The organism is Paenibacillus sp. NPDC058367 (assembly GCF_042723305.1).
Classification (GTDB): Bacteria; Bacillota; Bacilli; order Paenibacillales; family Paenibacillaceae; genus Paenibacillus_AQ.
Window position 1 is genome coordinate 348,390 of record NZ_JBHXIZ010000001.1, and the last position, 19,944, is coordinate 368,333.

Annotated in this window: 16 protein-coding genes; 4 read left to right on the plus strand and 12 right to left on the minus strand. The window is 44.8% G+C overall.

Annotation, left to right across the window (positions count from 1 at the left end):
* The first annotated feature begins 101 nt into the window (after positions 1-101).
* On the plus strand, positions 102-992 hold the full coding sequence (locus tag ACFWMP_RS01560; protein ID WP_379421746.1) for a GNAT family N-acetyltransferase: 891 nt from the start codon (positions 102-104) through the stop codon (positions 990-992).
* A 114-nt stretch (positions 993-1,106) separates the two neighbouring features.
* Here ACFWMP_RS01560 and ACFWMP_RS01565 read toward each other — a convergent pair whose 3' ends face one another.
* From ACFWMP_RS01565 to hrpB, 5 genes are all read right to left on the minus strand, one after another.
* Positions 1,107-2,051, minus strand: coding sequence for a GNAT family N-acetyltransferase (locus tag ACFWMP_RS01565; RefSeq protein ID WP_339803372.1), 945 nt, complete (start codon positions 2,049-2,051; stop codon positions 1,107-1,109).
* A gap of 407 nt (positions 2,052-2,458) precedes the next feature.
* Positions 2,459-2,587: a hypothetical protein gene (locus tag ACFWMP_RS01570; RefSeq protein ID WP_256716254.1), complete on the minus strand. Its 129-nt coding sequence runs from the start codon at positions 2,585-2,587 to the stop codon at positions 2,459-2,461.
* 26 nt (positions 2,588-2,613) lie between these two features.
* The gene (locus ACFWMP_RS01575) at positions 2,614-3,480 is read right to left on the minus strand and encodes an NAD-dependent epimerase/dehydratase family protein (RefSeq protein WP_379421747.1); all 867 of its coding nucleotides are present in this window, start codon (positions 3,478-3,480) and stop codon (positions 2,614-2,616) included.
* A 185-nt stretch (positions 3,481-3,665) separates the two neighbouring features.
* Positions 3,666-4,250, minus strand: a complete 585-nt coding sequence (locus ACFWMP_RS01580; RefSeq protein WP_042187728.1) for a general stress protein — start codon at positions 4,248-4,250, stop codon at positions 3,666-3,668.
* A gap of 96 nt (positions 4,251-4,346) precedes the next feature.
* On the minus strand, positions 4,347-6,839 hold the full coding sequence (hrpB, locus tag ACFWMP_RS01585) for an ATP-dependent helicase HrpB (RefSeq protein WP_379421748.1): 2,493 nt from the start codon (positions 6,837-6,839) through the stop codon (positions 4,347-4,349).
* Between the two features lie 157 nt (positions 6,840-6,996).
* Between hrpB and ACFWMP_RS01590 the strand changes: the two genes are divergently transcribed.
* Positions 6,997-7,416 (plus strand): GNAT family N-acetyltransferase, encoded by a 420-nt coding sequence (locus ACFWMP_RS01590; protein ID WP_379421749.1) that lies wholly within the window; start codon positions 6,997-6,999, stop codon positions 7,414-7,416.
* Positions 7,417-7,535: 119 nt separating this feature from the next.
* Here the strand turns inward: ACFWMP_RS01590 and ACFWMP_RS01595 are convergent, their stop codons facing one another.
* A complete protein-coding gene (locus tag ACFWMP_RS01595) occupies positions 7,536-7,934 on the minus strand; it encodes a DnaJ family domain-containing protein (RefSeq protein WP_339803360.1) in 399 nt (132 codons plus the stop codon).
* A gap of 1,154 nt (positions 7,935-9,088) precedes the next feature.
* Here ACFWMP_RS01595 and ACFWMP_RS01600 point away from each other — a divergent pair.
* Complete coding sequence (locus ACFWMP_RS01600; RefSeq protein WP_379421750.1) at positions 9,089-9,568, plus strand: SRPBCC family protein; 480 nt, start codon at positions 9,089-9,091, stop codon at positions 9,566-9,568.
* Here the strand turns inward: ACFWMP_RS01600 and ACFWMP_RS01605 are convergent.
* The 4 genes from ACFWMP_RS01605 to ACFWMP_RS01620 form a co-directional block, all read right to left on the minus strand.
* Entirely contained in the window at positions 9,557-10,366 is an 810-nt protein-coding gene (locus ACFWMP_RS01605; RefSeq protein WP_042187718.1) for an SDR family oxidoreductase, read from the minus strand. The genes ACFWMP_RS01600 and ACFWMP_RS01605 overlap by 12 nt on opposite strands.
* A gap of 138 nt (positions 10,367-10,504) precedes the next feature.
* Positions 10,505-11,371 carry a transglutaminase family protein gene (locus ACFWMP_RS01610; protein WP_042187715.1) on the minus strand — a complete coding sequence of 289 codons (867 nt, stop codon included), beginning with the start codon at positions 11,369-11,371 and terminating at the stop codon, positions 10,505-10,507.
* A complete protein-coding gene (locus tag ACFWMP_RS01615) occupies positions 11,368-12,321 on the minus strand; it encodes an alpha-E domain-containing protein (protein WP_379421751.1) in 954 nt (317 codons plus the stop codon). The genes ACFWMP_RS01610 and ACFWMP_RS01615 overlap by 4 nt, the downstream gene beginning before the upstream one ends.
* A gap of 72 nt (positions 12,322-12,393) precedes the next feature.
* Positions 12,394-13,857 carry a circularly permuted type 2 ATP-grasp protein gene (locus tag ACFWMP_RS01620; protein WP_042127226.1) on the minus strand — a complete coding sequence of 488 codons (1,464 nt, stop codon included), beginning with the start codon at positions 13,855-13,857 and terminating at the stop codon, positions 12,394-12,396.
* Positions 13,858-14,210: 353 nt separating this feature from the next.
* Here ACFWMP_RS01620 and ACFWMP_RS01625 point away from each other — a divergent pair, with 353 nt between their 5' ends.
* Positions 14,211-15,098, plus strand: a complete 888-nt coding sequence (locus ACFWMP_RS01625) for a DUF1835 domain-containing protein (RefSeq protein WP_379421752.1) — start codon at positions 14,211-14,213, stop codon at positions 15,096-15,098.
* A 127-nt stretch (positions 15,099-15,225) separates the two neighbouring features.
* Here ACFWMP_RS01625 and ftsY read toward each other — a convergent pair whose 3' ends face one another.
* Both ftsY and smc read right to left on the minus strand, forming a co-directional pair.
* Positions 15,226-16,224 carry a signal recognition particle-docking protein FtsY gene (ftsY, locus tag ACFWMP_RS01630; protein ID WP_341054385.1) on the minus strand — a complete coding sequence of 333 codons (999 nt, stop codon included), beginning with the start codon at positions 16,222-16,224 and terminating at the stop codon, positions 15,226-15,228.
* Between the two features lie 105 nt (positions 16,225-16,329).
* Positions 16,330-19,899, minus strand: coding sequence for a chromosome segregation protein SMC (gene smc, locus ACFWMP_RS01635; protein WP_379421753.1), 3,570 nt, complete (start codon positions 19,897-19,899; stop codon positions 16,330-16,332).
* Between the last annotated feature and the right edge of the window lie 45 nt (positions 19,900-19,944).

A 19,944-nucleotide genomic window follows, 5' to 3' on the forward strand; every position in this document is an offset into this window, starting at 1 on the left:
TTGGGATTGTTTTTTTATAATAAACATTACCTAATAACCATGTAGTAAGATATAACCATTAAACGTGACTATGAAAAACACTTTGGAAAAGAGGCATACTTATGAGTGATTACCAATTGGTCAGTGATTATAAGCATATCGAAAAATATAAAGAAAGCTTTAATTCCTTAGCTAAATCAATCTTCGGAATTGATTTTTCCCCATGGTATGAACAAGGAGGCTGGAGTGACAAGTATATTTGTTATTCCTACATCGATAGGGACCATGTGATCGCTAATGCGTCCATAAACAAAATGACGATTCTCATAAATCAAAAAGAGTATAACGCCATTCAAATTGGCACTGTAATGACACATCCTGATTATCGCATGCAAGGATTATCCAGGAAATTAATAGATCATATTATCGCGAAATACGAACATGAATTTGACTTCATTTACTTATTTGCAAACGACAGTGCTTTGGACTTTTATCCTAAATTCGGATTTGAACGTATGCAAGAAAGCAGCTTTTCGATTAACGCTTCTAATCTTAGAAATCAAACGTTTAAAATCTTCTCTGTGCGTCCCTTATCTATGAATAATTCCGTTGATTTCACCATAATAAAAAAATTCGCTGAAGAAAAAGTTCCGGTGTCCTCTATACTCAGCGTTGTAAACAATGAACATCAGCTGCTGTTTTATTTTATCCTTCCTTTCCATGATTCTTTTTACTATATTGAAGAAGCTGACGTCGTAGTGATCTTTAGACATGAGGAGTATCAGCTTCATATTTTTGATATTATCAGTACTTCACACATAGATATCAACGTGATATTGAATAGCATTATTTCACCTGAAACGGAGGTTATTCATTTTCATTTCACACCAGATTTCAATATAGATCACATGGAGACCGAATTTATTCCCGAGAGTGAGGATGTGTTATTTGTACGTCCACTTTTAAAAGAACTACCTAAACATTTCATTTTTCCCATAACCTCACATGCCTAGATAGGATGAAGAAGGCTGCCATCCGGCAGCCCTTTTTTTTATTTTTAGAAACTATAAATTCCCCGCCTATACTTGCTTAAGCGCTTACCGCCCTTATAAGGACGCCGAAAACTTTTATGCTTGATCGTTCACTGGAATATACATGCTCTGTATCTCTTGTACTCCTGGAACAAATCCTAGATTCGTATAAACAGACTCCGCATCATTACCTTCCATGACATATAGTCTAAGGAAAGGATACTTATCTTTAAGGAGACTTAGTCCTCTTTTCAACATCAGTGTCGCTATCCCTTTGCCTCTATAACCGGGCATTACACCAATACTATAAACTGCTGCGTAATCTCCTTGTAAGCCCAAGAGACAATTCGCAATTAACTGTCCCGATTTCCTATCATACACAAGCGTTGACGCGGTAAGTAATGCTTCATTCGTATAATTCGGTTCTTCACTTGGAATAAAATCTTCATAGGAAAATTGCTTTCTTCTGGTCGCTTCGAGACTTCCGGCAAAGCTAGCGTAGCTACATTCGGCGATCTGATCTTCAAGAATAAAGCGTTTAGCTCCTTTTCCATCCTCTTCGATCTGTGGACTTTCAATTCTAAATTCTTCGTTCCATTCCACCTCAAAATGATCTGTAGGACGCTGCATCCAGCGACATCTGAATTCATCAGGCCAAAATCCTGCCCGCGCAAATAAATGAACTTGATCCGGTAGAACCTCAAATGTTTTTATAGGCTCCGTTCGGTCAGACCAATATATCAAAAGCTTTTTTAGAAGTTTAAGCACCACAAATGTATCGTTAAAGGGTGGAATAACAAATAAATGATAGATCCGATTAGGTGACATCCTTACTCCACCTATTTTCTCCTCCCCTTTATAGATCCAAAAAGCATTCTTTTGGGTAGAATTGAACCCATCTTCTCTAAAAAAGCCAATATATTGAATATTATAATAAATGGAGCAATACACTCCCCACTCTTCCGATTCAGCCTTACGAATTGAATAATTATTACTTAGCTCATACGATATTTCATCCTCGGACCATCCCATTAATTGCATGTACAATTCCTCCTCGCTGATACTTCACCTTCTATTTTCTATAGTATCACTTCTTAAAGTAAATGATTGGTAATAAACACTTATAATGATTATTTACTAAACTACAGCAAGTGTAATTGCATCTGGAAGTCCAATATATAAGAAGAAACCTTATAATAAAAAAAAACTGCCTATTGGCAGTCTTATCCTCAATAAATTCTAGAGCATAGCCAAATGGCGGTTCCCACAGCGATAATACCTGCTAACGTTACAAATAGGACGTACCCTCTCTTTGTTCTAGTAACCGTGTGATTATCATAAAATTCAGGTTTTCGTACGATTCCAAACCATAGATCCGCGATTAAATTCACGACCACTAGAGAGAAATTTTTTATTACCCCCACGTCATCACTCCTTTTCAACTTTAGCTAGCCAAGTTTATTATTAATTTCACTTAGTGACTCATTCATTTCGTCCATTTTCTTGATCATCGCATATTGATTGCTAATCATCATGATTAAACCAATAAAGAACAAAATCACAAGAAGTAAACTCATACTGCACTTCCTTTCAGTAGCTGAATTCATTCACTCTGGACATTCAAGCTCCGAGCAAATCCTGATCTCCATGACGGGTATAGTGGACTCCATTCGTAATCCATTCGAGCTTTCGTATTGGAGGCTCCCCGTTCCCATCCTGCTCTGCCTTCTTGAACATTAGGAGCAGGAGCACCTATGGTATCTGAATAAGCTGATAACCAATCCAATCCTTTAGCAGGCTCGTCGTCTACGATGTTCACAGGGCCTGAAGGCCAGTTCAGAGCAAGCACCGCTGCGTTAGCTGCATCCTCCACATGTAGGAATGATACAACGGCATCTGTCGCTGTCATTCGTTCTTGACGAATTTCCTCTGCCATATAGCCATTAGTGTCATACCATGTTCCTTGGCCGTACAACATTCCATACCGCAAGATCACATGATTGGGGATCTCGGCAACTGCTTTCTCTAGTGAGTATATACCTTCAATCGTTCTTCTCCGAGGCTCTAAAGCCTTAAGATCTAAAGGAGTTTCCTCCGTAGCTGGCACATCTCCAGCTTCATAAGCCCATGAAATACTTTGTGCAATGATTTGTTCCACGCCAGCTGCAAGAGATGCATCCACAATATTTCGTGTTCCTTCTATTCTTATCCTGGAATTATCTGAGAAATTCCGCTGACTTAGTGAAGTTAGCTGATGGATAACCACTTCTGGCTGTGCTTTGTGAATGGACGCAAATATGGCCTCTCGATCGAAGACATCCGCGATTACCGCCTGTGCTCCACACTTCTCAATAAATGCTCTATTTTCTTCCTTATGGGTCATTCCGACAACCTCATGCCCCGCTTCTAATAACTTAGGTAGCAATAGCCGTCCAATCACGCCCGCCGCACCGGCTACAAATATCTTCATCTACGCCCTCCTTAAGAACAGCCTCTAAGTATAAGATTGCTAGTTACTTCTCAAAACCCCAATTATAATTTGGATTATTATCCATATCATACCACATGTATAATAAAGACTGCACCTCACAGCTTATCGCTAGGAGGTGCAGTCTTTAATGGATTGTTTATAGTAAAAGTAGGTCGATTAACATTTTAGATTTTATCGCGGTTGTAAACTTCAGCCGTTCGGTCTGCTCTGTTAGCCATCGAATTACCTAGTCGAGTGTCTTCGTTATAGACGCCTTCGTAACGCTGAGCATTTAGTGAGCGATTGTCTCGGAACACATCATGCGCTTGATACCCTCGTCCATTATCCTCAACAAGCACAAGGATCTTGCCACTTTCAACGTATCCTTCGTACTCTTTTGCCTCATCCTCAGGAATGCCAAGACCGATCAAGCCACCAACTAAGCCACCTGCACCTGCACCCACGGCTACACCTGTTAACGTTGCCACAATAGGTCCCGCTGCCAGAATAGGACCAATCCCCGGAATTGCGAGCGCTCCGATACCTGCTAGCAGTCCGGTAACACCACCCAATACGCCGCCTGTAGCTGCACCTGTTGCAACGCCCTCGGGAGCTTTTGTGCCTGTATCATCCGAAATATGTCTTAGCTCATCACGATCACGTGTGATTACTGATATTTCATCATTACTGAACCCTTGATTGTGAAGTCCTTCAATTGCTCTGGTTGCTTCTTGTTCTGTATCAAAGATACCTACGATTTTTTTAGTCACTTGAAGCCCTCCTTAGTAATTGTCTTCGCTAGTTAATTACCCTGTAAGCTGAAGACAAAACATCTAATTAAAATTTCAAGTGCACGAAGGACCTTATTATTTCTTGGGACGTGTTCGATTGGTCGGAATTGCTTGCAAGGGATCGTCTGGCCAATAGTGCTTAGGATAACGTCCTTTTAGATCCTTTTTAACCTCAAAATAAGTACCACGCCAAAAGCTTGCCAGGTCAGAAGTCACCTGCATCGGTCTTCTTGCCGGTGACAAAAGATGAAGCAAGACAGGTACCTTTCCCCCACCAATTCTAGGGGTGTCTAACTGTCCAAACATCTCTTGCAAACGCACAGCCAGTACGGGAGCAGCTGGATTAGCATAGTCCACGGGCACACGCGAACCACTAGGAACTGTTATATGTGTCGGCGCTTCCTGTTCAAGAAGCTGTCGCTGATTCCAGTCCAGCAACCCCTCAAGCGCACGGGATAACGGGATTCGCTGAAGGTCACGCAAGTTACGCATACCGTGAATGTAAGGTAATAGCCATTCATCAAGCATCTCAATTAATGCTCCATCAGAGACATCCGGCCAATCTGAACGTAAGGCGTGCATAAACATTAGCCGCTCACGAAGCTGCAGAGGTCCCTTTTCCCACGGTAAGATATCAATCCCATCCTCTGCGATTACACTTAGCAGTACTTTCGCTGTTTCTTCTGAGGAGGGTCTTTCATGTGACGTTTCTTTTAAGACAAGAGCTCCAAGCATCGTTCGACGGCGTTTCTTCACACTTCCACTTTCTTTATCCCAATACACGTCAGAATCCTCTGTGATGTGATCTATATGATATTTAAGCAATTGTCCTTCTTCTAGCTCAGCTGCCAGCAAGATTGCACCTTGTGTGGCTCGATCGTCAACAGACGCGGCCACAATATAAGCGGATCGTGCCAGCGATTGCCCTTCCCGCATGGCCACGCCACGACCGGCGGAGAGCAGAAACGCGCCATCACCGCGTTTCTGCCCGATCCGGTCGGGATAGGCGAACGACAGGAGCAGCCCGCAGAGGCTGATGTCGTTCACGGTCCCGCCCGGCGCTGCTTGCAGCTGCGCCAGGAAATTGCGGCTCTCGCGCACCACCGCGCGCAGAGCCGCAGAGTCCGCTCCGCCCGTATCGGCGGAGCGTTCGAACCGGAGCAGCGCCTCTACGCGGAGCGTGAGGTCGCAATCTAGTGCCGCGGGACCCTTGAACAGGTCCCGCTCTTGCAGCAGCGCCGCCAGCCGGCAGGCGAGCGGTGCTGCGCCAAGCTCTGCCGCGCGCAGCAGCATATGCGCGGCTCGCGGGTGCGCGCCAAGCGCGGCCATGCTGCGGCCGTGCGGCGTGATGGCGCCGCCGGCGTCCAGCGCGCCGAGCTGGCGCAGCAGCGCGGTGCCCTGCGCATAAGGCGCAGCGGGCGGCGCGTCAAGCCAAGCTAGCGCGGCAGGATCGCGCACGCCCCACAGCGCCAGCTCCAAAGCGAGCTGCGCAAGATCCGTCTCCATAATCTCCGGCACATTGTCATCCGGAAGGCGATAATGCTCCTCCTGACTCCACAGCCTGTAGCATACGCCCGGAGCTGTCCGCCCGGCCCGTCCTCGCCGCTGATCGGCAGAGGCTTTCGATACCGGAACCGTCGTAAGACTTGGCATTCCCGTACGCGGAGAGAAAATCTGCGTGCGACGCAGCCCTGTATCAATTACCGTTCGCACACCTTCGATTGTCAAGCTTGTCTCCACAATGGAGGTCGCTAGTACGACTTTACGTTCGCCGTTTATGGATGGAGCCACTGCAGCATCCTGCATAGCCTGTGGTAATTGTCCGTATAAAGGACGAAGCACTACCCCGACAGGCAGTTTTCCATGTTCCAACTCATTTTGGGTTCTGCGAATCTCCCGTTCACCCGGCAAGAATACAAGTACATCTCCCGGCTGTTCAGCAAGCGCACGTCTCACTGCGGCTGTGGCCGATTTTTCAATCGGAAGATTTCCTGTAGTTGGGGTATAGATAGTTTCCACCGGATAGGTTCGTCCCGGACAATCAATCACTGGCGCATCACCCAGCATAACCGAGACCCGTTCACTATCTAGTGTTGCTGACATAATCAGAATCCGAAGATCATCACGCAGCACAGCCTGTGCTTCCAGCGCCAGAGCAAGTCCCAGATCCGCATGTAGACTACGCTCATGGAACTCATCAAAAATAATCAGCCCCACATCCCCTAGCGATGGATCACTCTGAAGCATCCTCGTTAAGACACCTTCAGTCACTACAACAATTCGTGTATTCTTGCCTACCTTAGTGTCGTTCCGCATCCGATAACCTACCGTCTGTCCAACACTTTCTCCAAGATTGGAAGCCATGTAAGTTGCAGCTGATCTAGCGGCAAGTCTTCTAGGCTCAAGCATAAGAATGCTTTTACCAGCCATCCATGGCTCGTCCAGAAATGCCGGAGGCGTTCCAGTTGTTTTGCCCGCACCGGGTTCTGCGATCAGAACAGCCGCCCTTGTTGAGCGAAGTATGTGTTTCAGGTCTGGAAGCACCTGTATTATTGGAAGCTGTTTCATTATATCTCTCCATCGTTTGTAATAATATGTTATGATTTCCTTTTATGTGGTCTAACCCCTATTCATCATGTGCGAAAAAACTCCAAAGATCAAGACAATCTGTACTTACCATTTCAAGTATAACTTTCTTATATTATAAAAAAGGAGACTTTCTAAAATGCTCGTAACTAAAGCCACTATTTCAGATTTATCTATGCTCAGCAAGATCGATAGCATGGTCATTGGCAGCGAAATTCGCAAACCTAAAATCGAACAATATATTCTAAATGAGCAATGTGTTGTAGCATCGATTAACAGTGAGCCTGTCGGTTTTGCTTGTTACGATACCACTTTTTTCGAATGCTGTTTTATTCAGCTCGTAATTGTGAATCCCAATTTCAGACGTCTTGGCATTGCAGGTGCACTTATTCGTTACATTGAAGAACACTCTCCAACCCCCAAGCTGTTTACATCCACCAATGAATCCAATACGATCATGCAGCAAGTGTGTCTTTCTCTAGGATTTGTAAGAAGCGGAATCATTGAGAATTTAGACGATGGTGATCCAGAATGGGTATATTTCAAGCAAGTAAAATGAAATACGCTTGTGAAGCGAAGCACGCAAAAAGGCAGCTCTTTCGTCTCTTTATGGACTAAGAGCTGCCTTTATATCACACTATTTATCCTCATGTCCATACAACAGGACCCTAATAAGCGTTATTCTTCTTCCCTAATTATCTGTTCATGTATTTGAACACTGTATTGCATAAAAGCAGGATTACTATCTAAGCCTCGTTCACGCAGAAGCTCTTGCAGACGCAGCCTTTTCAAAGACAATTTTGCCCGGATAGCTTTGCCTTCACTAGTTTCAGTGCCTCCGCTATTGTGGCAGGCAGCAAGCAGCCCTTCGAGGGTAACGCATTCTGCACGCAAAGATACTTCCTCGGGCACCATCCCGGAATTCTTCATAATTTTGAAAGACATGCGCAGTTCTTCTGGCACGCCCGATAAATCCTCAAGCTCCAGTGGCTTGCCATGCCCAGGTAAATCTCCAAATTCCCCATTACGCATAGATTCCTGAATCCGCTGCTCAACCAGCCAGGACATCATCCCCATATACGCAGCCTCCTTCACCAATACCACTACTATGATCTATCCCGCCTAAGCAAAAGTATGGTAAGCAGAATTTCGTCTATTTTAGCATAAATAACTGTAGATTTACATCAAACTGCCGCAATGCATTCTTATAAAAGGCGATCCTTCTCCGTTCTATGAATCTTCCTCGTCATCGCAGATCGTTCGGACTAAGAAGCGCTTATTTCGCAATTTCAGGCTATTTTGCTACACTATCGGACTCAGTTGCACCTATTCACGCAAATACACCCTATTTTTAATAGAAATTGTGGAAATAAGAGCTATGCAGTCCGAAAAGTCTGCGCATCCTCATATTCACCTCCGCAGATCGCTCAGGACTCAAGAGTCCCCATTCCGCAAATTCAATTCATTCTGCTACACCATCATTCTCTGCTCCCTGTCCGCAACATATTACAGACGCCTAACCAAACCGTACAATAGTTTTTTTTCATGCGAACAATTGTTATACTCGTTCTAATAAGCCTCAACTCAACAAGAAATACGCCTGACGTCGTCCTTGGAGGTAGAGTTACAAGCTGAGTACATCCATAATTCCATACTCGTATCCATATACACCTTCGTAATGAGGTTCCGCTTACGGACCGAATGGCTTTATTTTGATGAAATGAGCACATATATTAGGGACGGACCGTATTGCACTTATTCCCTAATAACTTTTCCCGGGTGATCTGGGGCGAATAACAGCGCTGGCTCATTTACGTTACCGGCGGCACATTGTATTCGGTTTTTCGCATACATTTGGTTCGTTTACGTTACCGGCGGCACATTGTATTCGATTTTTCGCATACATTTGACTCGTTTATGTTACCGTCGGCACATTGTATTCGATTTTTCGCATACATTTGGCTCATTTACGTTACTCGCGGCACATTTGTATTCGGTTTTTCGCATACATTTGTCTGTAGGCTCGACTAAAACATGCATTTCGGAGGATATAAGGTCCGCTCGGTTTTTAGAATCTGACGGATGACTCCTCGTCTATTTCATGTCTCCTGCTTCTTCACGTTCACCCCTCCTTCCTCTTTCTTCGGAGTTATCCACATTTTTTTTGTATTGTATAATTTCCTAAACAATAAAAAAAGGACTACAGCAGTAGTCCAAAGGAGAAATATAACATGATAGCTAACCTCAAAAAAGCAGATGATCATTATGTCGCTCGTTTCGAACGTCAACTAAAACATCCCGCATCAGAAATCTGGTCCTTTCTGACAGAGAATGAGAAGCTTGCTTTATGGTTCACTGAATTACGTGTTGAAGACCTGTGTGAAGGGGGATTAATCAAGTTTGATATGCAAGACGGAACCTTTGAGGAAATGACGATTACCGCCCTGCAACATGAATCTGTTCTTGAATTTACGTGGGCTGAAGATTCCGTTCGCTTTGAGCTATATCCTAATTCAGAAGGATGTTTACTCGTCTTGAATGAAACGATCCGAACGCTCACGCCACACACCCCCCGAGATTTAGCTGGCTGGCATGTATGTCTGGACGTGATCCAGCATCTTCTGGATGGTACGACGCTGGAGTCACGAAAAGCTGAATGGAACGTTTGGTATGAACGATACCGAGAAGCGATCTCTAAATTAGGACAATAAGGACTCTGCTCCATCAATCACAATTTGCGCACCTGTAATATGAATAGATTCATCGGAAGCCAAAAAAGAAACTAGATCGGCAACATTATCCGGTTTACCCGGCCCATCCGCCAGCGGCTGCGCACCATCGGGAAATTCAATCGGAATGACGATCGCTTCTACTTCTTCGTTCATTTCAGTGGTTTCATCTATATTGGTAGCAATCGCCCCGGGGCAGATCACATTCACTCGAATTTTAAACTTAGCTAGCTCAAGTGCAGCCATTTTGGCAAAAGCTACCTGTCCAGCTTTGGTAGTACTATACGTAGACCACCCAAAGCTGGCAAATCTAGTATTCCCATTGATGGAGCTAGTGATGATAATGCTACCTTTCCCTTTATCCTTCAGATGAGGGATCGTATATTTCAAGGTCAAAAAGGTCCCCGTCAAGTTCACCGACATCGTGCGCTCCCAATCACTCAGGCTCAGTTCCTCTATTGGTCCCACCGCACCATTGATTCCCGCGTTAGCGAATACTACATCTAAGCCGCCGAATTGTTCGACAGTCCTGCGAACGGCTTCCTCCATCCCTTTTTCATCTGAAGTATCTACCTCTATGGCCAATGCGCAATCTTTGCGAAACTTGTTCAGCTTATCCGCCAAAGATGAGGTACGTTCAAGATTCAAATCAAAAAGCGCTACATTAGCACCTTCCCTCGCCAGCTTAATAGCGGTAGCCCGACCAATTCCTGAGCCCGCTCCTGTTATAATTGCTGTTTTTCCAATGAATCTTTGTTTCTTAGCTATGTTTGGACTCATATGTAATCTCTCCCTTAAGATCTCTTAGTGATGTACTATGGATCAAGATTACCCAAATACATGCACACTGGAATCATCTTCACAAAAAAACTCCCCGTTCAAAAACTTGAACTGAGAGTTTCATCTAGATCTATACATCTAATTGTCCAGCTTACGCACATCCACTTTCACGGTCAGAGTGCCCGCTCCACCACGATATACACCTTTTACAGGTACAATATCTTTGTAGTCCCGTCCGTGACCTAACTTAATGTAGCGCCAATTGACCTCAACATTATTTGTCGGATCGAAACCAAGCCAACCTGTACCCGGAATGTGAGTCTCCACCCAAGCATGAGAAGCTTGCTCAAAATTAGCATTACTCCCTTGCAGATCACCAACAAAATGATATCCACTTACATATCTGGAAGGCAGACCGACACTACGGCAGACAGCAATCATTAGATGAGCATAATCCTGACATACACCGCGTTTGAGCTTCAGTGCTTTTTTTACCGTAGTATTTACACTTGTAGCCTCAGGGTCATAGGTGAACTGTTCATAAATCGTCGCAGATAATTTAAGAATCCATTCATACATATCCTCTGCTTCATTAAAAGGGTACTGTGAGGCAAACTCCACTAATTCAGGCGTCACCTCGGTATAACGAGTCGGCAATATAAACTCAATATAACGGTTCTGAAATCCCTCGTCATTTAACAATCTAATTTGTTCTTCAAGAGATGTTCTCGGGAGATCTGTCCCCTGAGCTTTATCCAGTGTAACTACAGTAGCTTTAGTGTGGATGACCATCTCCGTATGCGGCTTATTAACCGAATAGGCATGGACCCGATTCCCGAAGAAATCCTCATAGGTTAATAGATTGGCTGGCGGGTAAATATCCACTTCATGGTGATAACAGGATTGGCGATAATTCGTACGTGGCGTGAGTCTGATCTCATTGACACTGTCCGTAACCGGCTCTGGATAGCTGTATGTGGTGGTATGATTGATTTGAATCTTCATACAGACACTCCTTCTCGCCGAAAAAAGGCGCCCTCCATTGTTTTACCAAGTTTCTGACAGGATATCACCAGCGATTTAAGCACATCTTCCACTAGCTCGCCGGACATTTCTTCCTTTTCCATATAATCCAGCTCTGCTTTTAGCTTACCCGCTTGCCGGATAACCTTCTCATGACCTGAACCTTTCTCTGAGGGATCTAGTACAAGCTTTGCTAAATGCTCTTCCAGCTGATGAAAAGAAAAACGAATGGAACGCGGAAATTTGGGATTCGCAATCAAGAAATCTAAAATGCTCTCCGGGGACATAGCATCTGCATAATAACGGCGAAACGCCTGGTACCCACTAACGGATTTAAGCACCGCCTGCAACTGAGTATAAACCGCGTCAAGCTCCTTAAATCGGCATGAGGCAATGACCGCCTGCAAGATTCGAGTTGTATTCTCTGCCCGCTCTAGAAACCGTCCACTTTCAATGAAATGCCACTCATTCCCTCTAAGCATTACCGACTGCTCTGCTCCGAGAAACATGGCTGTACGCTCCTTAACCTGCTGATAGAACTGATGTGGGCCGCTCATAATATCTGCAACAGACCGCTCACCAAGCCATAGGTTGAAGCTGTTGACAACATCCCATAATTCACTTGGAAGCTGCTGACGGAGTGTTCGCAGATTATTTCTGGCATGATGTACGCAAGAGAATAATGAATTAGAATTGCCTAAATCAAGTGTGATGAAAGATAGGACATCCTGCTCAGAAAAGGTTTCGAACTGCTGCATATATTCACCTCGAACGCCTAGCGCATCGATTAACCTTGACCATTTATGTCCTTCTTCATGAAAATCCTCTTCCTGCTGGATATGATAATGAACATTGATTAGCCGCGCATGATTCTCTGCCCTTTCAATATATCTGCCGATCCAGAACAAAGCTTCAGCATTTCGATTCAGCATCTCCAGCCACTCCCTTATTTAACAAATTGATGCTGCATTTTGTTAATCATCAACAAGCCTCACTAGGTTGTATCAAGCCATGACCCAAGTATCTTTTACGCCACCACCTTGCGAGGAGTTTACGACCAAAGACCCTTCTTTCATAGCCACCCGTGTCAATCCCCCAGGGATAACATGTGGCTTACGGTCAGCACCCATTAATACAAAAGCTCGAAGGTCGATATGTCTCGGTGCCATAGTCCCACCAGACAATACAGGTGCTCTGGACAGAGACATAATAGGCTGTGCTATATAACGTTCCGGATCTGCGATAATCTTCATTCGAAATTCAGCGAGTTCTTCTTTCGTAGCTTCGCTTCCGATCAACATTCCGTATCCCCCGGATAAAGAGGTTTCCTTAACAACCATTTCAGATAGGTTCTCAAGGACATATAAACGTTCATCAGGCCTGCCTAGCAAATAGGTCGGGACATTCCCAAGAATCGGTTCTTCATTCAGATAATAACGAATCATATCCGGTACATAGACATACATCGCTTTATCATCAGCAACACCAGTCCCCGGGGCATTAGCAATCGCTACATTCCCTGCCCGATACGCATTCATCAGACCCGCCACCCCTAGAAGTGAATCCGGCTGAAAAGCTAACGGATCGATGAAATCATCATCCAAACGGCGATATAGTACATCTACGCGGCGAAGTCCGTTCATTTCTTTCAAATATATTTTGTGATCCTTTGCAACCAAATCTCGTCCTTCAACCAAATGTATACCCATCTGTTGTGCTAGAAAAGCATGCTCATAATAAGCAGAATTGTATTCCCCAGGTGTAAGGAGTGCTATAACCGGATCTGACTTTCGTGAGGGTGATAAACTACGTAGAACGGATAAGAAGCGATTCAAGCTATGATCAACATCTCGGATGGAGCTGGCAAAGGACAATTCAGGAAACAACTGATTCATAAGGGTTCTGCCTTTAAAAAGATATGAAAAACCTGAAGGCGTTCGTAGATTATCTTCAAGCACATAATATTGCCCATCATGATGGCGGATCAGATCGATTCCCGAGGTAGTGATGTAGGCTCCACCAGGCACCCTTAGACCAGCCATTTCTGGCCGGAAATAACAGTTGGAGATGATCATACGCCTTGGGACTATTCCATCCTTTACGATGTACTGCTCATGGTAGATATCATGAATGAACAGATTCAAAGCCGTGATACGCTGAATAATTCCAGCCTCTAGCCTCTCCCATTCATTCTTAGGAATAATGCGTGGAATCATATCGAAGGGAATCGTACGCTCCATGGGATGATCCTGAGCCGGATTGTATAGCGTAAAAGTAATTCCTTCCTCCATCATCCTGCGCTGCATCAAATTCTGCTTACCCTGCAGCTCTTCGGAGCTCATTCCGGAAAACATGCGATTCACATGTCTGTAATGCGGCCGGACATTTCTCTTATCTGCATACATTTCATCGAAAAAATGTTGCAGCGGATACGGAGACAGACCTGGCAGAGGATCTAATTTGGACATGAGCCCGACTCCTTTCGATAAATGTTATCTTTACTAACAAGTCATACTTTAATTTCTGAAAATATCCAAGAAAATATTGTTTTGTATTCCCATAATACGTAAATCCTATCACCGATGTCAATATATATAACAGAGAAATGCGATCTCTGAATATTTCCGTGTTTTGGAATCGCTTCCTTTCTCTCTTATATAGGTTGCCGGAGCTGAAATGTAGTTTCTTCATTGAATTGTATGCAGGAGTAGTGACAAGCATTACTATTATGAATTTTTCATATGTTGTATTTTTTATATAGTTGTCTGGGAAGGTGATTTCAGTTATATGGTATAATTTGGAGCGTTAGGAGAGTGAACAAATGGATCACAAATATACTATGACCATGGAGCAGGAAGAGGCTAGGCGGGATCATATTTTTCTTTTATTTGGCTTGTCAGAAGCTGGTTCGATGAAGGTAGCACTTAGTCGTGTAGGCAGTCGTCATTTAATAAGAGTACTTTCATTTAATGAGACGTTCTCTGCTGGACCGCTGTGCAAATTACCTAATGATGAAGGGTGTCAAGCCCGTGAGTTATGGTTTCAGGAACGATTTCCGGATCAGGGTTATCATCTCAATCCCCAGCATACACTGGGAGCCATGATTCAGACCTTAAAAGAAATTCCCGAGGACAAAAAAATCACTATTTGGTGCGGAAACAACTCCCATGATCAGACAGGTTTACGATTTGCACTTTCTGTTCTTAGTGAGAGGAAGCAACCTATTTATGTTATAAATCCAATCGAAGCTTATGAGGAGCTTCCCGGGATTACTGAACAATATAGCATGGACTTATCTCCCCAGTCCCTGGGTCAGCTCCCAAACGAAGCTGTGCAAACTATTATCAAAAACACCGAAAATACGCAACCCCTTACCTCCGCGCAGAGAAAACAGTATGAGCTGGAGTGGCAAGAAATCAGCAACACTGAGGATATGCTTCGAGTCTGGTCCAAAGGTCAGCTAACGAATGTACCCGAAACATACTATGACGAAGACATTCTATCCTTAATTCTGCAACTGCAAAAGAATGAACAGGGAGATCATTTCGTAAATGCAGGACTTATTGTAGGTGCAATTATAGGGCAGTGGAATTTATTTATCAGTACCTCATTTATAGAATATCGCTTCTGGAGGCTTATTAGTGAGGGAAAGCTGTTATTTAAAGGGATACCCTACGCGATGCATTTGTACTTTTTAAGAATTCCTTAGAGGTCACTACATTAACAACTAACAAATATTTTATAAAAAAGGAATGCCCTCATAAACTAAATATAGCTTCGAGGACATTCCTTGTAAATATGACTTCTTTATGATCATGTGTAGGGATGGATTAGACTTACTCTTCCGATTCTTCTGAATCTTCCTCAGCAATTAATCCGGCAAAAAGAGCATGCACGAACTGCTGAGAATCGAATGGCTGCAAGTCTTCCATCTTTTCTCCGAGCCCTACGAGCTTCACTGGTAAGTTCATTTCCTGACGAATGGCTACTACAATTCCGCCTTTAGCTGTACCATCCAGCTTCGTCAAGACGAGCCCTGTTACCCCACTCTTTTCACCAAATAGCTTGGCCTGAGTAAGCGCATTTTGACCTGTGGTCGCATCTAGCACCATCAGTACTTCATGCGGAGCACTAGGAATTTCTCTTTGAATAACGCGGAAAATCTTGTTGAGCTCTTCCATCAGATTGCTCTTATTCTGAAGTCTGCCTGCCGTATCGCAAATCAAGATATCTACATTCCGCTGCTTAGCCGCTTGAACAGCATCGAACATAACAGCGGCTGGGTCAGAGCCAGCTTGTTGCTTAATTACGTCTACGCCAGCACGTTGACCCCAAACTTCGAGCTGTTCAATCGCTCCGGCACGGAACGTATCCCCTGCGGCCAAAAGAACTTTTTTACCCTCTTGTTTGTAACGATGTGCTAATTTACCGATCGTAGTCGTCTTGCCTACTCCATTTACCCCAACGAACAAGATAACTGTAATGCCATCCGGATTTTCCTTCAGGCTGTTATCGTCATCGCCGCGCAACAATTCCATGAGCTTACGGGACAAAATGGGTTGCAGCTCTGCTGCATCTTCAATTCGTTTTTGTTTCACTTCGGCGCGCAGATCCTCGACAAGTGTCATTACTGTATTAACACCTACGTCCGCACCTATCAAGATTTCTTCCAGCTCTTCGTAGAACTCTTCATCTATTTTTTTACGGCGGATAATCAGGTCTGCTACCTTCTCGACAAAGCCTTTACGGGTTTTCTCTAATCCGTCGCGGAATTGTTTGGTTACACTTTCCGTTTTGCCGGAAATGCTTTCTTTTAACTTCCTGAAAAAGCTCATTTGTTTCCTCCTAAAAGTTTTGTATAGGATCACTACATCGAACAACTTCGTACAAAACTCGCTTCGAAAGCAGATACTTAAAAATCTCACCATTTTGGCAAGCCGTTAAGCGATCTCTGCTTCCTCATCCTCTAAACGTACAGAGACAAGCTTGGATACTCCGCCTTCTTCCATCGTTACTCCGTAGAGCACATCCGCCTCTTCCATCGTTCCTTTGCGGTGTGTAACGACGATAAATTGCGTTTGTTCCGAGAACTCACGCAAATACTGTGCAAAACGCACGACATTCGCTTCATCTAACGCAGCCTCTACCTCATCCAGTACGCAGAACGGAACCGGCTTCACTTGCAGGATGGCAAACAAGAGGGCCATCGCAGTTAAGGCGCGTTCCCCACCAGATAGGAGCTGCAGGTTTTGAAGCTTTTTACCCGGTGGTTGGGCTACGATATCTATACCTGTTTCAAGCATATGTTCTGGATCCAGCAGCATGAGATCAGCTCGACCGCCTCCGAACAGCTTCGAGAATACCGTACCGAATTGTTTACGGATCGCATCAAAGGTCTGTTTGAAGCGTTTGGACATTTCATCTTCCATCTCACGGATAACTTGATACAGGGTAGTCTTGGCTTCGACCAGGTCATCTTTTTGTCCACTGAGGAAGGTATAACGCTCATGAACACGCTGATATTCTTCAATCGCACCTAAGTTCACTTCGCCCAATGCAGAAATACTGCGTTTCAGACGCTGTACATCTGCTTGTGCGGCAGGCACATCTTCGGGCACAGGATAACGTTGCTTCGCTAGTTCATAGCTTAGCTCGTAATCATCACTCAGCTTACGAAGAATATTATCAAGTTCAACATCGAGACGACCCACAGAAACTTCAGTAGAACGCAACTTGTCCTCCACGACTCTAAGTGCCTGACGCTGATCCTTGGTCTTGCCCTCCTCTAGCTCAAGCTTACGGGTTAACGCTGAACGTTCCGCCCGAGCTAGATCCAAAGTACCGGCTGTCTCTTCCTTCTTCAGACGATAACTATTCAAATCTTCTTTCTGTTTCACGGTTTCCAAAGCATTACTAGCCAAATCCTGTTCGATCGTATGTAACAGATTTCGATTCTGGCGCAGCTCTTTATCCTGTGAACCCGCATCTTGTCTTAGACGACGTAATTGCTCCTCCAAGGAGAAGATCTCCTGATCGAGCTTGCCTTCCGAAACCTTCATACTGGTCAGCTTACCTTGCAACTCTTCCTTAGCGGATTCATTCGCTTTACGCGCCGATTCGGCATTACGGATACCCTCATGAGCTTCCTTCTCTTCCTTCTCGAGACGTTCAAGCTCAGCAGAGGCTTGTTTCCGAGTCTCCTCAAGCGTGCGGACCTCACTTTCAAAGCCACTACGTTCCGCGCCTGTGCTCTCCACTTGTTCCTGCACATGCCGAAGCTCCTGTTCAAGCTGCTTCAAATCGCCAGAAACACGTTGCTCTTCCAGTCTCTTCTCATCACCATCACGGCGCAGGTCCTCTAGCTTCACGCTAGCGTTTTCCTGCTCTTCACGAAGTCTGGATATGCCTTGTTTCAGCTTAACAATTTGACGCTCGCTCTCTTCGATCTCACTGCTCAGCTGATCCAGCTGGCGTTTACGACTAAGTAAGCTATTGTTCTTCTTATGTTGGCTACCACCAGTCATGGAGCCCCCGGCATTGACTACATCACCCTCTAGCGTAACCACACGATAACGATACTGGCATCTAGCGGCGATGCGGTTAGCCTGCTCCAGGCTCTCAGCAATAACTACATTACCAAGCAAACTGCCAACAATACTTGCATACTTATCATCGTATCCAACGAGTTCGGAACCAATTCCAACAAAACCTTCAGCATCTTCCACCATTCCTCGGTCGCTACCGGAAATTTGGCGTGGCCGGATAACATCGAGTGGTAGAAAAGTAGCTCGTCCCAATTGACGTTGCTTCAGGAAAGATATCGCTTGACGAGACACGCTCTCATTATCCATAACCACGTGTTGCAGCGATGCACCCATCGCAGTCTCAACAGCCATTTCCAGCTTCTCAGGAACGGAGATGAGTTCAGCAACCGCACCATGCACACCGTTAAGCTGTCCTTTACGAGCTCCTTTGAGAACTTCTTTAACCCCAAGCATAAAGCCATCGAAATCATCCTGCATTTCTTTCATGGTCTCGTGACGGGAGACTTGTGCTTCCCGCTTCTGTTCCCACTTTCTCAGACCTGATTGCGTCTCTTCAATCAGCTTCTGACGTTTACTAAGTTGTTCACTTTCAGTAATATAAGCACCACGAAGATTGCTTAGTTCTTTTCCAAGCTGGGCAATCTTGTCTTTTAGCCCTTTCTGGTTAGCAGACAGCTCATCATGCCGTGCAGTCCATTTGCCGCTTTCTTCTTCACTGCGGCTCATACGACGCTCCAGGTTCTCCTTCTGTTGATCCGCGTAACGAATTTCGTTACGTGCATTCGCCATAAGGTTCATTAACTCCAGGAGAGCACTTTTCAGCTTCTCCTCCTGGCTCTGACTAATACCGTCAGCGACACCTTCGAGTCTTGCCTCTTCCGCTTCGATCTGTTTCCGAAGCTCAACAAGCTTAAGCCGGGACGCTTCGAGCTTAGCTTCTAAATCCCCAAGCTCACGCTGTCGGTCCGCAGAACGCTCACCTACAGAACCTAATGTGAGCATTAACTGTTCACGGTTGCTCTCAAGATTGCGCTTGCGTTCCTTCAACACTTCCCCATAACCTTCGCTCTTCTCATAAGCTTCACTATAACGGAGCAATTGCTCTTGCTGCTTCTCGATCTGTTCTTCTAACGCGCGCAGTTCAGCACGTCCGCTTTCCAGCTTGGCATCATGGGCTGAGACAACTGTAGATAATTCCAGTTGCTCATCCTTTAAAGTTTCGAGCTTAGCGTTACCTTCCTGCCAAGCTGTGTGAATGCCTTCAATCTGATGCACATAGACTGAAATTTCCTGATGCTTCAGTTGTTCCCGAAGCTCTTTAAAGCGAATGGCCTTCTCCGATTGATCCTTAAGGGGACCAATCTGATCCTCAAGCTCACTAATCAAATCGTGAATACGAAGCAAGTTTTGCTCCGTATCGTCAAGCTTTCGACTTGCATCTTTTTTGCGAGATTTATATTTTACAATACCCGATGCCTCTTCGAAGATGCCTCGCCGATCCTCGGAACGAGTACTCAGAATCTCTTCAATCCGACCCTGTCCGATAATCGAATAAGCCTCACGCCCGATACCAGTATCCATGAACAGCTCTGTGATATCCTTCAGTCGGCAGGATTGCTTATTAATTAAATATTCACTCTCACCACTGCGGTGAACACGCCGAGTCACTGTAACTTCGCTGAAATCCAGTGGAAGCGTGTGATCCTCATTATCGAGCGTAAGTGATACTTCACCATAATTCACAGCTTTACGCGCGTCACTACCGGCAAAAATAATATCTTCCATCTTGCCACCACGCAGTGATTTAGCACTCTGTTCGCCGAGTACCCAGCGTATGCCGTCAGAAATATTGCTCTTGCCGCTTCCGTTCGGACCCACTACGGCCGTTATTCCGCGCACAAATTCCATTTCTGTTTTGTCGGCAAATGATTTAAAACCAGCTAATTCTATCCGTTTCAAAAACATACTTGCCTATCACCTCTGACCCATTATACCATAGCGTTTATTCGC

What these genes read in the sequence shown, in the direction of transcription:
- ACFWMP_RS01560 (WP_379421746.1), top strand. Translation starts at nt 102, where the DNA reads ATGAGTGATTACCAATTGGTCAGTGATTATAAGCATATCGAAAAATAT.
- ACFWMP_RS01565 (WP_339803372.1), bottom strand. Translation starts at nt 2,051, where the DNA reads ATGCAATTAATGGGATGGTCCGAGGATGAAATATCGTATGAGCTAAGT.
- ACFWMP_RS01570 (WP_256716254.1), bottom strand. Translation starts at nt 2,587, where the DNA reads ATGAGTTTACTTCTTGTGATTTTGTTCTTTATTGGTTTAATCATGATG.
- ACFWMP_RS01575 (WP_379421747.1), bottom strand. Translation starts at nt 3,480, where the DNA reads ATGAAGATATTTGTAGCCGGTGCGGCGGGCGTGATTGGACGGCTATTG.
- hrpB (WP_379421748.1), bottom strand. Translation starts at nt 6,839, where the DNA reads ATGAAACAGCTTCCAATAATACAGGTGCTTCCAGACCTGAAACACATA.
- ACFWMP_RS01590 (WP_379421749.1), top strand. Translation starts at nt 6,997, where the DNA reads ATGCTCGTAACTAAAGCCACTATTTCAGATTTATCTATGCTCAGCAAG.
- ACFWMP_RS01595 (WP_339803360.1), bottom strand. Translation starts at nt 7,934, where the DNA reads ATGGGGATGATGTCCTGGCTGGTTGAGCAGCGGATTCAGGAATCTATG.
- ACFWMP_RS01600 (WP_379421750.1), top strand. Translation starts at nt 9,089, where the DNA reads ATGATAGCTAACCTCAAAAAAGCAGATGATCATTATGTCGCTCGTTTC.
- ACFWMP_RS01605 (WP_042187718.1), bottom strand. Translation starts at nt 10,366, where the DNA reads ATGAGTCCAAACATAGCTAAGAAACAAAGATTCATTGGAAAAACAGCA.
- ACFWMP_RS01610 (WP_042187715.1), bottom strand. Translation starts at nt 11,371, where the DNA reads ATGAAGATTCAAATCAATCATACCACCACATACAGCTATCCAGAGCCG.
- ACFWMP_RS01615 (WP_379421751.1), bottom strand. Translation starts at nt 12,321, where the DNA reads ATGCTGAATCGAAATGCTGAAGCTTTGTTCTGGATCGGCAGATATATT.
- ACFWMP_RS01620 (WP_042127226.1), bottom strand. Translation starts at nt 13,857, where the DNA reads ATGTCCAAATTAGATCCTCTGCCAGGTCTGTCTCCGTATCCGCTGCAA.
- ACFWMP_RS01625 (WP_379421752.1), top strand. Translation starts at nt 14,211, where the DNA reads ATGGATCACAAATATACTATGACCATGGAGCAGGAAGAGGCTAGGCGG.
- ftsY (WP_341054385.1), bottom strand. Translation starts at nt 16,224, where the DNA reads ATGAGCTTTTTCAGGAAGTTAAAAGAAAGCATTTCCGGCAAAACGGAA.
- smc (WP_379421753.1), bottom strand. Translation starts at nt 19,899, where the DNA reads ATGTTTTTGAAACGGATAGAATTAGCTGGTTTTAAATCATTTGCCGAC.